The sequence below is a fragment of the Agarilytica rhodophyticola genome (assembly GCF_002157225.2).
Taxonomy (GTDB): Bacteria; Pseudomonadota; Gammaproteobacteria; order Pseudomonadales; family Cellvibrionaceae; genus Agarilytica; species Agarilytica rhodophyticola.
Window position 1 is genome coordinate 536008 of sequence record NZ_CP020038.1, and the last position, 16030, is coordinate 552037.

11 protein-coding genes are annotated in these 16030 nt (G+C 40.5%); 9 read left to right on the top strand and 2 right to left on the bottom strand.

Annotated elements, in window-relative coordinates; all coding sequences use genetic code 11:
- Positions 1-321: 321 nt before the first annotated feature.
- Positions 322-1290: a transposase gene (locus BVC89_RS02300; RefSeq protein WP_086929662.1), complete on the bottom strand. Its 969-nt coding sequence runs from the start codon at positions 1288-1290 to the stop codon at positions 322-324.
- A gap of 1200 nt (positions 1291-2490) precedes the next feature.
- Between BVC89_RS02300 and BVC89_RS02305 the strand changes: the two genes are divergently transcribed.
- The 3 genes from BVC89_RS02305 to BVC89_RS02315 all read left to right on the top strand — a co-directional run bounded on the left by BVC89_RS02305 (position 2491) and on the right by BVC89_RS02315 (position 8611).
- Positions 2491-4509, top strand: a complete 2019-nt coding sequence (locus tag BVC89_RS02305; RefSeq protein WP_086929663.1) for a trypsin-like serine protease — start codon at positions 2491-2493, stop codon at positions 4507-4509.
- Between the two features lie 403 nt (positions 4510-4912).
- Positions 4913-6136 (top strand): multidrug effflux MFS transporter, encoded by a 1224-nt coding sequence (locus BVC89_RS02310; protein ID WP_086929664.1) that lies wholly within the window; start codon positions 4913-4915, stop codon positions 6134-6136.
- Between the two features lie 447 nt (positions 6137-6583).
- Complete coding sequence (locus BVC89_RS02315) at positions 6584-8611, top strand: S9 family peptidase (RefSeq protein WP_086929665.1); 2028 nt, start codon at positions 6584-6586, stop codon at positions 8609-8611.
- Between the two features lie 146 nt (positions 8612-8757).
- Here BVC89_RS02315 and BVC89_RS02320 read toward each other — a convergent pair whose 3' ends face one another.
- Positions 8758-9288 carry a hypothetical protein gene (locus tag BVC89_RS02320; RefSeq protein ID WP_086929666.1) on the bottom strand — a complete coding sequence of 177 codons (531 nt, stop codon included), beginning with the start codon at positions 9286-9288 and terminating at the stop codon, positions 8758-8760.
- A 121-nt stretch (positions 9289-9409) separates the two neighbouring features.
- On the opposite strand from BVC89_RS02320, the gene map reads away from it, so the two are divergent.
- The 6 genes from map to BVC89_RS02350 all read left to right on the top strand — a co-directional run bounded on the left by map (position 9410) and on the right by BVC89_RS02350 (position 15925).
- A complete protein-coding gene (map, locus tag BVC89_RS02325) occupies positions 9410-10156 on the top strand; it encodes a type I methionyl aminopeptidase (protein ID WP_086929667.1) in 747 nt (248 codons plus the stop codon).
- Between the two features lie 78 nt (positions 10157-10234).
- Positions 10235-10921, top strand: a complete 687-nt coding sequence (locus tag BVC89_RS02330) for a cupredoxin domain-containing protein (RefSeq protein WP_086929668.1) — start codon at positions 10235-10237, stop codon at positions 10919-10921.
- Positions 10921-13275: a putative bifunctional diguanylate cyclase/phosphodiesterase gene (locus BVC89_RS02335; protein WP_086929669.1), complete on the top strand. Its 2355-nt coding sequence runs from the start codon at positions 10921-10923 to the stop codon at positions 13273-13275. The genes BVC89_RS02330 and BVC89_RS02335 overlap by 1 nt, the downstream gene beginning before the upstream one ends.
- 86 nt (positions 13276-13361) lie before the next feature.
- Positions 13362-14519 carry a hypothetical protein gene (locus tag BVC89_RS02340; RefSeq protein ID WP_086929670.1) on the top strand — a complete coding sequence of 386 codons (1158 nt, stop codon included), beginning with the start codon at positions 13362-13364 and terminating at the stop codon, positions 14517-14519.
- A gap of 33 nt (positions 14520-14552) precedes the next feature.
- The gene (locus BVC89_RS02345; protein ID WP_216825073.1) at positions 14553-15449 is read left to right on the top strand and encodes a DMT family transporter; all 897 of its coding nucleotides are present in this window, start codon (positions 14553-14555) and stop codon (positions 15447-15449) included.
- 35 nt (positions 15450-15484) lie between these two features.
- The gene (locus BVC89_RS02350) at positions 15485-15925 is read left to right on the top strand and encodes a VOC family protein (protein WP_086934468.1); all 441 of its coding nucleotides are present in this window, start codon (positions 15485-15487) and stop codon (positions 15923-15925) included.
- Positions 15926-16030 lie beyond the last annotated feature (105 nt).

The following is a 16030-nucleotide window of genomic DNA, read 5'->3' on the forward strand; positions in this document are numbered from 1 at the left end:
CCTAGACACCTACTAAAGACGTAATTTAGACACCCTACAAGAGTGCCACCGTTATCAGGTTAATTGGTAAGGTTAAATTAAGACGAGGTTAAATTAAGACAGTCATGTTTAGTCTGAGATGTTATAAGTGGGTGTCTAGATAAGTTGGATTGAAAAAACAACAGATAGGCGATTTACTACGGAGGTAAATTAAGGAAAGTGGATTTTTTAGGTGGCTGGGAAACTACGCTCAATAAACAGCTAAATAAATTTCAAATTAGTTTATTTAGCTATTTAGGTTTGCGAATTGTATTTTAATAATAGGAAGATATATATTTTAAGTTAACCTAAAAGCATATGACAGTTAGTTAATCCTGGTGAACGTTTAAAACCTAGTTGATAAGCCGTGATACGTAGCTTTTCTTTCATGCCAACCAAAGATTTGAATCGGTTTTCAAATTGTGTACTTAAAATTAACCAAGTACTAGGGCTTATGGTTAGCTGTTTTAATATGGTAGGAGGGCTATGGTGAGGCTTATTCCCTCTAATAACATTTTTTGTCCATTCTAGTAGAGATATATAATCTGTTAGTTTAAATGGTATTACTTTGTTTTTTATTTTACTAAGAGCTGTAGCAAAGGGCATTAACATCTTAGGTTGATTTGTTTTTCTTATATAATTTTTACAACGAAGTTTGATCGAAGTATAGTCTGATGTTTTAACGGAAATTGCCATTTTTGATCTAACTGGATTAAGATCAACGTATGCCATGCATGCGATTAAAGCTTTCTCATCTAGCAATGCCTGAGATTTAAAACGGCTTTCCCAAAATTTCCCTGTACATTTATCTTCTGCATTAGCTTGCCGAGCAATAGGCTCATTAAGAGCCCTCATAAACCAACTAATATCACTTAATTGTTTACGCCATTGCGCTAATTTCAACTTCACTGTGTGTATTTCAGAAGCTGTTAAATAGTTATTGTGAAGATATTTGCGTGTGAGTTCTGTGCCTTTGTAGAGCTTATGCCACCGTATTGCTACTTCTTTATTGCTCCAGTCCAAGCTTTTGCCTCGGTTTACGTGCAGTACTACATGTAAATGGTTACTCATTACTGCATATGCACAAATATCTATAGAAAATACTTGAGCGAGATAATGTATTCTCTGTTCAATCCATTTTCGACGATGCTCATAGCTTCTATTCGTTAATTGGTCAAAACCACATAAAAAAGCGCGACGCACACAGCGTGAAGTGCAGTGATAGTAAGGTGTCGCATCAAGCGATATAAGTTGTTTTCGAGGTTTAGGCATGAAATCATCAATCCTTGATTAGTGCTGTAATTATATACATGTAATGGCAAGTATTGCAACAATAAACAATAAGTTATTGTGACTGTCACTTTATTAGGGTTGCCCATGGACACTTACCGATAGTGATCAGGTGATAATGATGGAGTTTATTGTTACTTGTGTATGTCTTTTGGAGGAGCATTTTTACTTTTATTAGTAAGTGTTTTTGAAAGATATATTAATTCTTTCACTATGTTTTATTGTTAGAAGTTCTGTATTTACTGGACACTGAAGCATATAAAGCCTAATGATTAATAATACTTGTAAATAAATGAATAAATTTCATTTAGACAAATCTTCTAATCTTAGAGTCATTTTATAAGCTAGATAAAACGTACACCTATTTGAAATTAATGTTGCGTTTTATACGGTTGTTTAATTTTAGTCATATTTGATTTCATATTTTTAAGGAAGGTAATCAACATTAATAATTTTTAGTAAACGAAATTTATTTTGACTCAGTGCACTTATTTGTTGTGTTTATCAAGTATTCGATGGCTTGCCGTAAATACGGCAGATTTTTCAATCATTTTTATTGTGTTATATCAAAAAGAATGAATAGCCGGGTTATATTCTTCAAAAGTTATTAGAACGATTGTTACTAATGTGGATTAATCTAGTGTGCTATCAAATCAAACTTAACAAAAAATGTCGTCTTATAAAACACTTTTTGTTTTTACCTATACAATGTTTAACCATTAATTATATTTAATGGAGTGTTTTTTTGTGGTTGTATTGTGATCTAGCTATAAAAAATATTTTATTTATTGATTTTTTTCTTGAATTTAAATTCATTTGATGCAATTTTTTTGAAACTAAATTTTTTCAAACTGATAATATGATAATTATCTTTGATGAACTTAAATTAAGTTGTTTTTTGTGACAATTCTAATGAGGAAAATTAAATTCTCTTCGTTAAAAAATCTATTGTCCTGTCTAATGCCACTCTACAACGCTATAGTGAGTAGCTTCACTGATGTTTATACTGTCCGTGAAAAGTTGTTCCTAGAGAATATTACTTTTCTAGTATTTTCTACCATCTTTACCTTTCTATTACTTAACATGTTTAAAGCTGTGGTTGAGCTATATGTTGCTGAGTTATTAACGTCTAATTAATAGTTAGGAGTATTTTCTGCATTTTCTAAACGTAAGGAAAAAAACATGAAATATTTGATGAAATCTAACATCTTGGCTGGGGTGTTAGCTGCAAGTGCCCTCACTTCATTAAACAGCTTTGCTGATGATAATTCACTCTCTTCGAATATCAATACTAACTATGGTTATGATTTTTGGCCTGGCTTTATTGTTGGTCAAGTATGGAATGATCGTGACAGCGATGGAAAACCTGATTTTCGTGAAAGAGGTTTAAAGCGAGTATCGGTATACATCGATGCAAATGATAATGGCGTTAAAGATGCTGATGAACTTTCCACTCAAACTAATCGAGCCGGATTCTATGCATTCTGGAATCTACCTGCGGGTGACTACATTGTAAGGCAGGAACTTCCTTTTGGCTGGCGTAATGTAACTGGAGGAGAAGGTGAAGACGTTGCGCCGACTTTGATAGAAAATAAACCCAGTGACCGTATTACCACCCAAATTATTGGTGGTGATGTTACCGAAGAGATGGAATATCCATTCATGGTTGCTGTTGGTTCTACGAACTCCGGTCGTTTCCGCCAATTCTGTGGTGGTGTACTGGTGACTGATCGTTGGGTCGTGACTGCTTCTCACTGTTCAGTGGATACTAACCCTGACGATGTGGGTGTCTTGGCAGGTACGAGCAATACCACTGATGGTAGTGGACAGGTGCTATCTGTTAAGAAGATTCATTTGCATCCGGATTATGTTGTAGAACCCCCTGAGCCAGGCGCACCATTTTCTGTGGGGGCAGGCTATGACATTGCTTTATGGGAGTTATCTGAACCGGTTAATTTGACCGAAAGCGGTGTGGAGACAGTGGCTATGTTGTCCGAGGACAATGAATATCTTGCAGACGTTGGTGTCTTGGCTACCGCTGTGGGTTGGGGAACAAGTGATCGTCAGTCTCGCCTTCTACAAGATGTGCATGTCCCAATATCTGATGAAAATGCCTGTGCTGAGGTTTATTCGACTTCTATTAATTTTGAAACGCAGATTTGTGCAAGTGCTCCAGAAGGTGGAATTGATGCGTGTCAAGGCGACAGTGGCGGACCTTTATTAGTACGAGATTTCTACGCCGATAAATGGAAATTAGCAGGTGTTACTAGTTATGGTAATGGTTGTGCTTTACCGGGTAATCCAGGTGTATGGGCGCGAACATCTGTGTTATCTGATTGGGCGAAAAGCGTAGCTGTAGAGCCTTCTCGCGTGCATAAAGTGAGCGTGCGTCCAGGAGGTGTAAGTTTTGCTTCTTTTGGTAATGTTAGAACTCGCTTCGAACCAAGTGCTGAGATTGAACCTCGTTGGCAGTTAGTAAATACAGCCTTTAATAACGATCCAGAAGAAGGGATGATTTTTGATTCTCGCATTATCGATGAATCTGGTTGGCCGCGTGTCTTTGATTGCGTTGCTGACAGCGATGGTCGTGGGCCTCTGCCTTCTTCAGCATCTGAGTGTTTTGCTGGTCTTAATAAGTCAGTATTGCCACTACTGGAAGGCGATGGTGTATTTATCCAAAGTCTAACAGCAAAGCTTGATGATACTGATTTCATTCGCACTAATAACTTTGTCCTGGGATCACCAGTTGAAGAAAGTGACAATGGTGAATTAGTCGCCGATGACGCCGTTGATCCTGATTTCCCCAACAATACTTATTTTATTGATTATTTCGATATTAAAGGTTTGGATGGAGATAAAGCAGTTCGAGTAAGTGTTGAGAGCGATAGCTTTGATAGTTTTATTGGCTTATATGATCGTGATTTCCGCGAAGCCAACAACGGCGGCGGCACTATAACTACTACTAGTGGCGGTCCCGGTTTCCCTGCTGAAATTTTCTTCTTTCCTGAAGCGGGTGTGAACTATGTACTAGGCGTTTCTACTTTCGACCCTGAGGCTGTAGGTGAATACAAGGTAACTATTCTAAATGATGGTGAATTTGAAGCCACAGTGCTTGATATGTCACCTAGTTTCACGGGGCAAGCATTTATTAAATTTCCCGAGAGCCGAGTTATCATTCCAGATACACGACGCAGCCGCTAAGAAGTTACTGAAACTTTTTAGTTAAATTGATAAATAGTGGGCAGAGTCTTGCCCACTATTTGTACACATTGAAAAATAACGCAAAAATTAATGAGACACAGATAGTGGAAATAAAACAATAGGAATAAATGGAGTGTTAACTTTGGTTCTATTCATTTGCTTCTTGCTTTTTTCATATCTTGCATCCACGTTCTTTTTACTCCCCTCCATTTTTAGGCTAGATATTTTACAAAACTCGTCTTATCTTGAATTAGTCACACATTCGATCGAAAAATAAGAAACATTATACTTTAAATATAGGTTAAACTATCTACATACTTCATAGCGTCTCAAGAAGCCTTCCAATAGGCCTTAATGTATTTAAAGAGATACTTTTTCTTAAGTTTCGACCAACAAACTGTATATGCTAACCAAAGCTCAATTAGAACAGAGCCAATATTTTCTTATATTTATTGCATGCTCAGTAGCTCTTACCCCATTAGCTATCGATGCTTACTTACCTGTTTTGCCTATTATAGGTGAACATTTTGGTGTGAGTATTAGTGAGGCCAACTTAACTATTAGCGCCTACTTTGTAGGTTTAGCGATAGGCCAGTTTTTAGGCGGCCCATTATCAGATCAAATTGGCCGCAAACCTATTAGCTTGTGTGGGTTAGTATTATTTTTTGGCTCTACAGTTTTTATTATGTTGGCTACGAATATTGATATGGTTCAAATAGCACGAGGCTTACAAGGTATTGGCGGGGGGGCAGCGTCGGTTATTTGTATGGCGCAAGCACGTGATGTTTATCCGCCTGAAGATATCGTAAAAAAATATGCCAACATTATTTTAGTTATGCTAGTTGCTCCTATGGTAGCCCCAGTAATTGGAGCTATTATTGCGCCTTTAGGTTGGCAATATATTTTTGCTTTTTTAGGAACCTATAGTTTATTAATGTTGTTGTTATCCTGGCGAACTATCCCAGAAACCAATGAACATGCAGGCTATGCTTTAAACTTTAAGAAGATTTTATCCAGTTATTGGCAGGCGATTACCTTACGAACTAATAATAAATACATTGCCATACGCTATGTGTTTTTTTCAGTTTTTATTGCTGGCACTTTTATGAGTTATTTGACTAACTCTTCTTTCATCTTTATGGATGTGTACCAGCTCAACAAATTCGAATTTGCTTTAGTCTTTTCTATTAATAGTATTATGTTAATGATTGGTAACCGCATCGCAGCGAGAATGTTAAAAAAGTTTCCCCCATTAATAATTTTACGCTGTGCTATTGTTGGGCAGCTGTCTGCTATTTTAGTTTTATTGCTGACCTACGTTTTTATCTCACCTACCTTGCCCGTAGTTATGCTAGGGCTCATGGCTACTATTGCTGCTTCAGGTGCTATGGTGCCGACGGTTTCAGGGTTATATATCAGCTTGTATGACAGCAATGCAGGAAGTGCATCTTCTTTAAATTCAACGATGATGTATATGTCTGGTGGTTTGATTGGTGCTTTTTCAACTTACTTGTCGCATTGGGGAGTATCTCGTGTGTTCTTGGTAATGTTAGTTTCAACCAGTCTTGCTAATATCATTATATTTTCTATTCGTGCCTGCTGGCATGAAAAGCCAAAACGGTGCTAGCGGCTTATATACTAAAAATGTCTGCTCACAGCTGTGATTCAAATAATGCTAGCATCCCTGAAAGAGGCTTTTTGCTGTTGAGGGGCTGATAAATTCCAACGTTTTTATCTAGGGCCTGTTAACACTAATTTGATCACTCCTGTTTGCACTTAAAAGCGCTAATCAAGGCACGAAGAGTGTAATTTAGTTGTTCTCGGCAATTGCTCCTGCATTGCTCTAATTACCTGTATCCATACAGGCATAAATCAGCGATGAGCAACGCCGAGTAGCGCTTTTAAGTGCAAACCCGAATAGCCACATGGATGTGGTGTATTAGGGCAGTGCAGGAGCAACTGCCAAGGGCTGGCAGCAGGTGTAATTTAATTAGTGTTAACAGGCCCTCGTGCGACAGAGCTTAGAAGCTATTCTAGGCATCCATTTCAAACACCACCACCTAAGAGATGTTCCATGAGACAAATATTGCTGCTGTCACTAATGCTAATAGCTCACACGGCTTTGGCGGATAATAAAAAAACCTTACAACTAGAAGATGTTTTTAATCTTGAATATGCATCGAATATAGAAATGACGAAAGATGGTAAGCGCATCTATTTTGTACGTAATTTTATGGATATTCAGAAAGATAAAAAGAGTAGTAATATCTGGTCAGTTGATACTGCCAATGGTGGTATGAGTCCAGTTACTTCAGGTAATCAAGCAGACTACTCTCCATTACTTTCCCCCGATGGTAGTAAGTTGGCATATGTTTCCACTCTTAGTGGTAAGCCACAAATCCATATGCGCTGGTTAAAAAGCGGGGCTAATGCACAACTGACTAATTTGCAACAGTCCCCATCTGCTTTGCAGTGGTCTCCCGATGGCCAATATCTTGCTTTTACCATGTTTGTTAAAGGTAAGGCAGATACACCTATTAAGCTGCCGGGTAAACCTAAAGGTGCCAAGTGGGCAAAGCCTGCAGTCTTTATCGATAAAACTCTCTACCGTTCTGATGGCAGTGGCTACAATGTTCCAGGTCATACGCATGTTTTCGTGCTAGCTGCAGACGGCGGGACGCCTCGTCAAATAACATCTGGTGACTTTGATTACAGTGCCGGCTTCAGCTGGGCTCAAGATGGTAAAGGCTTATATGTGGCTGCCAATCGCGAACAAGATGCTGAAATGAAACCTTTAGAAGCGGAGATTTATCGCGTCGATATTGAAAACGGTGAGCTTACCCAACTTACCCAACGCGTTGGCCCAGATGTTGGCCCTAAAGTATCACCCAATGGCAAGCTAATCGCTTACAGAGGTTACGATGATAAATTAAAGAATTACGAGAATATGCTGCTTCACGTGATGGATGCCGACGGCAACAATATTCGTATTCTGACTCGAGATTTAGATCGAAGTGTGGGTAAGTTCAAGTGGGCTGCTAATGGAAAAGGTATCTACTTTCAATACACGGATAAGGGGCAAGTTAAGGTGGCCTATCAGCCATTAAATGGAAAGCGCCGTGTTGTTGCGCAAGATTTGGGTGGAGCAGGCTTAGGTAGGCCTTATGTAAGTGGGGACTTTGATGTTGCTACTAATGGCACTATTGCTTTTACCTACTCTGATCCCTTACGTCCTTCAGATGTCGCTATCGTACGTAATGGCAAGATAAAAAAATTAACCGCTTTAAATGAGGATGCTTTACAACATCTTAGTTTGGGAAAAGTTGAAGCAATACGTTATAAATCATCGGCAGACCAGAGAGAAATTGATGGTTGGGTTGTCTATCCCCCCGGTTTTGACCCCAGTAAAAAATACCCATTTATTCTAGAGATTCATGGTGGTCCGGTCGCTGCGTATGGTCCTCATTTCTCAGCAGAAGTGCAGCTGTTTGCAGCAGCGGGCTATGTTGTGCTTTACACCAACCCTCGCGGCAGTGAGAGTTATGGCCAAGAGTTCGCTCAGACGATTCATCACAACTACCCAAGCCAGGACTACGACGACTTGATGTCGGGAGTTTCCCATCTAGTGGATAAAGGCTTCATCGATGACAAACAGTTATTTGTGACTGGAGGTTCTGGTGGAGGCGTATTGACCAGCTGGATTATCGGCCACACCGACATATTTGCTGGGGCAGTTGTGGCAAAACCCGTTATCAACTGGTACAGCTTTGTTCTAACTGCGGACTTCTATCCCTTCTTCTATAAATACTGGTTCGGTAAAAAGCCGTGGGAAGCACTTGAACACTATATGAAATATTCTCCGATTAGCTATGTTGGCAATGTCACCACGCCGACAATGCTACTAACTGGCGAACAAGACCACCGCACGCCCATCTCAGAAACGGAGCAGTACTATCAAGCTCTGCGTCTAGAAGGGGTTAAATCAGCCCTCGTTAGAATTCCAGGGGCATCCCATGGGATTTACAGACGGCCAAGTAACTTAATGTCCAAGGTTGCCCATATCCTCTGGTGGTTTGAGCAACAGCGAGAAGAGGCGAAATAACTATAGTGCTAATGAGACACCCATATATGGGATGTTATCGTGTCGCTTTTATTTGTGGGTGTCTTGTTTAATAAAGGTGGGTGTCTCGTTAAATATTTAATATCCTAGCTGAGTTGATTGAAAAGAACTGAGCTTGGTTCTACTGTTTATGCTTCTGGTGCACTACTTCTGAGTTGTTGCTGTATTTGCCTGTTGTAGGAACTAAAATTATTGACTATGTTTGCTGCTCGATCGAAGTCAGCTTTAACCTGTCTATTCATGAGGTATCTTTTTCCGCTCAGGTTATTTTGGGTGGTTCTGAAGTCACGTAGTTTACTATTAAACGTACTACCGTTACGGTCTCGCCCTCTAACGACATTGTTGTAGGCTGTGACTACTTCGCTGGCGAAGTTTCTAGCTTGTTGTGAAACGGCTGGCCCATATATTTGTTTGGCTTCACTGAGGGATAGATCTCTTCCAACTAACATAATCTCTGAGTCGTTGGCACTGTTACCTTCAAATGCTAATAGAGATTGTATGTTTGAGCCTTGAACGTGTAGCATTTGCGCTTGCATTGGTTGTGCGGTTCTATAGTTAGCGCTCAATGGGCGGGTGCTTGTCCTGTTTTGTGTATCTTCGGTTTTAAAAAATGAGGGAGAGGCTGCAGGCGCGAAGGCAGGCCTTGAATTTATAGTCATATTTACTATCTCGTTATATCGATAATATTGAGTTTTTTAAGTGGATGATTTTTTTTTAAAGTTCGATTGAATCGTTAGTGTTAACAAGACACCCATAAAAACTTGCTTTAGGAGCTTGTACATGACAATAGAAACAGATGAAGATTTAGCGGCGTTGAAGGCAATAGGAAAAATCGTCGCATTAATACTAAAGGAAATGATGAAACGCACCGAGCCTGGAATGACAACGGCCGAGCTTGATCAAATAGGTAAAGCATTGCTGGAGTTCTATGGTGCACAGTCCGCTCCCAAGCTTACCTACGACTTTCCAGGTTACACCTGCATTAGTGTGAATGAAGAGGCTGCCCATGGTATCCCTGGTAGTAGAGTGATCCAGCCGGGGGATATTGTTAATATCGATGTCTCCGCTGAGAAGAACGGCTATTTTGCTGATACTGGAGGCTCTTTTGTGGTGCCGCCCAGTACTTATCTGAAGGATAAGCTCATCGCTTCTACCAAGTTAGCGTTAAATGAGGCCTGCCGCCATGCAAGTGCTGGAAGCCCGCTCAATGTGATCGGTAAATCCATCAGTAAAGTAGCAAAGCAAAAAGGCTTTAGGATTATTAGGAACCTTTGCAGTCATGGTGTGGGGCGTGGGTTACATGAAGAACCTAAGGAAATACCCGGTTATTACAATCCGACAGATCGGAGGCGTCTCCATGAAGGGTTGGTAATTACTATTGAGCCGTTTTTATCGACAAAAAGTAAGTTTGTTTCGGAGACTAGTGACGGTTGGACTTTGGTCGGCCATGAGAAAAACTTATCGGCTCAATTTGAACATACGATGGTTATTACAAAGGATAAGCCGATATTGCTGACGGTTGCTTAAAGCCTTGTGGTGAAAGGTTTAGACTGTCATTAATAATGTCTATACTTTGACTAATGACAGTATTAAGTGAATGGCTTTATGGCGTTTTTGTTAGCGTTTATCCAATGTCCCCTACCTGCTTGGCGACGCGTAGTGCTCAAAAGTGCATGTGTTGGGTGTTACTTGTTCTGGTGTGCTCAGGCCTATTGTGCGCAGTTGGATGTAAGGGTATTGAGTAGTAAAGGTGAACCGGTTGAGGGCGTTGTTATTTCTCTTCATAACAATAGCTTTGCCATTCCCGAACCACAAAACATAGAAGTACAACAAAGTGATAGGCGTTTTTCTCCACAAATTAGTTTAGCTAATGTGGGCTCGACAGTCACATTTAGCAACGCGGATACAATCATTCATCATGTTTACTCCTTCTCGAAGCCGTGGCGACGTCAGTTTCGTTTGGGGAAAAGTGAAGTCAAACAAGAAGTGATGGATACGCCAGGTGAGGTAGTTTTAGGTTGCAATATTCATGACTGGATGTTGGCCTATATCTACGTCATGGATACGCCATACTATGCTCGAACCAATGAAAGTGGTCTTGCAAGCTTTAGTGATATTCCTGCAACTAAGGCAGTACTACGTATACGTCACCCTCGTATTCGAGATGGGCGAGGTAAAATAGAGCGCGATATAGAGATACGAGATGGCTCTGCAAATATGACAGAGATACGCTTACGCAAACGCTTGCTATCGACGCGAAATCAAGTACCGAATGATGATGAGTTCTACTAATGCCTTTACGGTTACGCATATTTTTACTTTTTCTTATTCTTATCGCCGGTGCACTTGCTTTCACTTTGTATGTTGTCGGTAGCAATGTAAGGGCGGCTGGCGAGCAAAGAGTATATGATGCTCTCAATGTGGGGCGTAAGGTCTTTCAAGATAAGACTTATTCAAAAATAGAAAACTTTGTCAAAGCTGCAAAAATTATCGGCAAAGAAGATGGCCTTCGCACAGCCGTATTCGATGACGAGTATTCTTTGCAAATCTCCTTGGGTAACTTTTTACGTCGCCTCGAATCTGAGCATATGGCAGATCTCATGTGGTTGCTCGATATCGATGGTAATATTGTCGGTCAGGCAGGAGTTGTTAGCGAAGAAGAATCTTTTCCTCACCCAGATATACTCGATGAGGCGGCCAATGAAGATTGGTCTTTAGGCGTTGTCGTACCACTCAAAAATAAATTGTATGAATTGGCCGTCGTCGGTTTTTTTATACCAGTCAGTGCGCCTTCGCCTAGCTTTTGGATTGTTATTGGCCGTGAGCTAGGGAATGAATTTACCCGTGAACTTGCAGACTTAACGAATTTAAATATTTATATTATTGGTTTGGATCAACAACGTATTTGGGCACAGTCGAGTGCGGTTGATTTATCACTTAATAATATTGAAATTGCACAGCTTAGCTCCAGTGAAGTGGTGTTCCCACTATTTTCTGAAAACGATAGTGCTCTGGCCCTCAAGACTTTTTTACAAAGTTCAAGTGATCATCCAATTTATGCTTTGCTTTTAAAGTCCCATCGGGAAGTGCAGCAGCAAGTGGAAAATTTGATGCGGCGCATCGTATTTATCGGCTTTGCTGCGTTATTAATTTCTTTAGTGGGTGCGGCAATACTTTCACGCAGTATTACCAAGCCTTTATTACAGCTAGTAAAAATTGCTCAGAAAATTGGTCGTGGTGAGTACTCAGGAGATTTGCCTACAAAGATAAAAGGTGAAGTGGGTACTTTATCTCAAGTGTTTACTGATATGCGTTCGGATATCGCCCGGCGGCAGCAGGAAATTCAACATATTGCTTATCACGATATGCTAACTGACCTGCCAAATCGCAATGCTTTTATTCAGGAGCTTAGCAAGGCGATAGATTATGCTTGTAAAAACCATACCCATTTTGCTATTTGTTTTTTTGATTTTGATCGTTTTAAAGATATTAATGATACTTTAGGCCATCAAAGTGGTGACTTACTACTGGTTTCTTTTGCTAATCGGATGGAAAAATGGCGACCTGAAAATGTAAAAATAGCGCGCTTGGGTGGCGATGAATTTGCTGTTTTAGTGCCGGATTTAAGTTTGTTAGATGATGTTGTTGAGCAACTAGAAGAATTAGCTGCTCAGCCTATAGAAATAGAGTCTATTGCCCTAGAAGTTCGTTTAAGTATGGGCATTTCTATGTTCCCAGATCACGGTGAAACGCCTAACTCACTTTTGCAAACAGCAGAAATTGCCATGTATATTGCGAAAACGGAAAGCCGGGATATTGTCTATTACGAAAAGCAGCTCGACCACCATAGTACACAAAGGCTGACATTGATCGCCGAGTTGCGCAATGCTATTGAAAATGATCAGTTGTCATTAAACTATCAGCCTAAACTTGATATTCAACAAGATAAATATACTCATGTTGAATGTTTAGTGCGTTGGATTCACCCACGTTATGGTTTTATAAATCCGGAAGAATTTATTGGCTATGCGGAACAAACCGGCGCTATTCGCGATCTTACCCGCTGGGTAGTAAATACTGCTCTGACACAGTGTGCTCAATGGCGTGAGCAAGGAAAAGATCTTAAAGTAGCGATTAATATTTCTGCCGTTGATCTGACGCAAGATAACTTTTCTGACTGGGTTATGGAAACTTTGGCTGAATATAAGCTGCCCGCTGAGGCAATTGTATTGGAAGTTACTGAGAGTGCGGTAATGCGAGATATTGATAAAGCACTCGCGGCACTGCACTCCTTAAGTCAGCAAGGGGTAAGTTTATCTATTGATGATTACGGTACAGGTTATTCCTCAATGGCTCAACTTAAATGTTTGCCAGTAGATGAATTGAAGATCGATAAATCATTTGTACTCTCACTAATACGAGACAGTGACGATTACGTTATTGTTAAAAGCACCATTGAGCTGGGCCATAATATGGGGCTTAAAATAGTGGCAGAGGGTGTTGAAAATCAGCAGGCATTAGATCTGCTCAGTGAATTAAAATGCGATCTGGCTCAAGGTTTTTATTTAAGTCGACCACTGTCGAAGGAAAAGTTGGATACATGGTTGTTAGAAAATGCTGCCAAAATTGTGCTGCTGAAACTCTAGTCTCCCGACCAGTGTATATCTTTCCTATTGTTTTTTTTCTACTTCTTATTTATTCGAATTTAGCGTATTCCCAGTGGCGGTCTAATGTGTTACTGGATTTACGTGCTACTGATATTTCCGGTGCGCAAAACTCTTGGTTAGCTGGTGGCTTGGATGCCGCTCGTATCGATGAATCATCAGAGCATTTATTACTTGGGCAAGCAATTGTTGAAGCTAGATGGCAATTTGCCGATGCCTTAAGCGTGCAGGGTTTTGTATCGGCTTACGAAGATGGTGGTGATAATGTTGGAGTCAATGAACTTTTTATTGATTACCGTCCAGTGCCTCTAAACGGCTATCGATTTAATGCTAAAGTTGGAGCGTTTTATCCTGCTATTTCTTTGGAAAATACTAAACCTGGCTGGACTTCTTCTGGAATATTAAGTAATTCCGCAATTAATACATGGCTCGGCGAAGAACTGAGAATTCTTGGTAGCGAAGTGTCTGTGACACGTTTAGGGCGAGCACATCGTAGCGATTGGGATCTTGGTGGCAGTATTTCTGTTTATGGTGGAAACGATCCAACAACGGCATTACTTGCATGGCGGGGGTGGGGAATACATGATCGCCAAGTGCGCCTCGGTGAAAAAATTTCTTTTGCCGAGCTCCCTGTTATTGGTGTCGATGAAGGCTTTAGCAGCCAGTCAGAAGATTTTGATCCGTTCGTGGAAGTCGATGATCGGCCTGGATATGCCTTATCGCTTTGGGCGGCGAAGAAGCGAGGTTTAAAGGTGAAACTTTATTACTACGATAATCGAGCTGATCCAAAAGCTATTCGTCAGGGCCAGTATGCTTGGCACACTAAATTCCACCATGTAAGTGTGTGGCTGCCATTAAATAATGAAACAACCTTGCTAAGTCAGTGGCTTAAAGGCAAGACCAATATGGGAGAGGACACCAATATTGCTGTGCGTGCTGACTACCAAGCCTGGTACGTGGGGCTTAGGAAACAGTGGCGTGGTTTCCAATTTACTCTGCGTTATGATGACTTTGAAGTCGAAGATCTAGACATAACGTTTATGGATAATAATAACCAGGATGGACGTTCATGGACATTTGCGGCAAGCTATGTATTTAATCAGGCAATACATATGGTTGTTGAGCATCACCGCTTCAAAGAAAATAACTATGCTCGACGATATTTTTCCCTACCGATAAATAATGACTACCAACAATCACAAGTGGCTCTACAATGGCGTTTTTGATGATACAGACATACCAATAGGGTTTAGGTTTAAGTGAGCGATACTCAACCAATAAAAATTATTTTTTTTACAGCACTTGCATTAACGGCATTTGCTGCCAATTCTGTACTCTGCCGCTTAGCTCTGCTTGACGGGGCTATTGATCCAGGCAGCTTTACCAGCGTCAGACTTATCTCAGGCATTACAACTTTACTGCTTATTTTTCAGTTTACTCGTAAAAAAGATAAGCTTGAGCAAACATCAGAAAAAATACAGCATGGCAGTTGGCTTGCGTCTCTGATGTTATTTATCTATGCCGCAGCTTTTTCATTCGCCTATGTTTTTTTGGATACGGGAACAGGGGCACTCATTTTATTTGCTGCCGTGCAAATTACCATGATTGCAGTTAGTGTCGTTAGTGGCAAATCTCTTCATTATTCTGAGTTATTGGGTGTGTTTGTAGCTTTTTGTGGTTTTGTTTATCTGGTCGCGCCAGAAATAAGTAAGCCGTCGCTTACTGGTTTTGTATTAATGACATTAGCTGGTTGTGCGTGGGGCGTATACACCCTCAAAGGCCGTGGTTCTTTATCGCCAGTAGCCGATACCTACTACAACTTTTTGCGCACTTTACCGCTGGCGGCAATTTTATTTGGTATTACTTTGTTTGATGCAAAAATTACTTCTGAAGGTTTATTTTTGGCCGTGATGTCAGGTGCTGTTGCTTCGGGTATTGGGTATTCAATCTGGTATGCCGCATTGACAGGCCTATCAGCATTACAAGCGGCAGTGCTGCAGTTACTTGTTCCTGTTATTGCTACTGCTGGCGGTTTGCTTTTTGCCAAGGAATCACTATCTTACTCCTTTGTTTTTGCTTCTTTAATGATTCTCGGTGGTATTTTGATCGTAATTGCAGGCCAGCGCGTAATCAGACTTTTATCCGCTTCTGGATAGTATCATTTAACTATTAATTATTTGGAGTGATGACTTTGGAATATCTTCATACCATGCTAAGAGTGCACGATCTCGACGCTTCTTTAGACTTTTTTTGTAATAAGCTTGGTCTTGTGGAAGTGAGCCGTAAAGACAGTGAAGGTGGTCGTTTTACCCTAGTTTTTTTGGCGGCACAGCAAGATGTTGAACGGGCGAAAGAACACAAAGCTCCTCTACTTGAGCTTACTTATAATTGGGATTCTGAAGAATATACTGGCGGGCGAAACTTTGGTCATTTAGCCTATCGTGTAGATGATATCTATACTTTGTGCCAAAAGCTGATGGACTCAGGCGTTACCATTAACAGGCCCCCGAGGGATGGCCATATGGCCTTTGTTCGTTCTCCCGATGGGATTTCTATCGAGCTTTTACAAAAGGGCGATAGCCTGCCACCCCAGGAACCTTGGGTGTCAATGGAGAATACGGGAACTTGGTAGGGATAAACAGGGCTGTAAAGCCCTTTAGTCGGTGTTTTTCATACATTCAAACTCCTATAATGATCGCCAATTGTGGTAATTAGATAAGGTTTCATTGGTTAGACA

Coding starts and splice junctions, on each gene's coding strand:
- BVC89_RS02300 (WP_086929662.1), bottom strand. CDS start 1,290: ATGCCTAAACCTCGAAAACAACTTATATCGCTTGATGCGACACCTTAC.
- BVC89_RS02305 (WP_086929663.1), top strand. CDS start 2,491: ATGAAATATTTGATGAAATCTAACATCTTGGCTGGGGTGTTAGCTGCA.
- BVC89_RS02310 (WP_086929664.1), top strand. CDS start 4,913: ATGCTAACCAAAGCTCAATTAGAACAGAGCCAATATTTTCTTATATTT.
- BVC89_RS02315 (WP_086929665.1), top strand. CDS start 6,584: ATGAGACAAATATTGCTGCTGTCACTAATGCTAATAGCTCACACGGCT.
- BVC89_RS02320 (WP_086929666.1), bottom strand. CDS start 9,288: ATGACTATAAATTCAAGGCCTGCCTTCGCGCCTGCAGCCTCTCCCTCA.
- map (WP_086929667.1), top strand. CDS start 9,410: ATGACAATAGAAACAGATGAAGATTTAGCGGCGTTGAAGGCAATAGGA.
- BVC89_RS02330 (WP_086929668.1), top strand. CDS start 10,235: ATGGCGTTTTTGTTAGCGTTTATCCAATGTCCCCTACCTGCTTGGCGA.
- BVC89_RS02335 (WP_086929669.1), top strand. CDS start 10,921: ATGCCTTTACGGTTACGCATATTTTTACTTTTTCTTATTCTTATCGCC.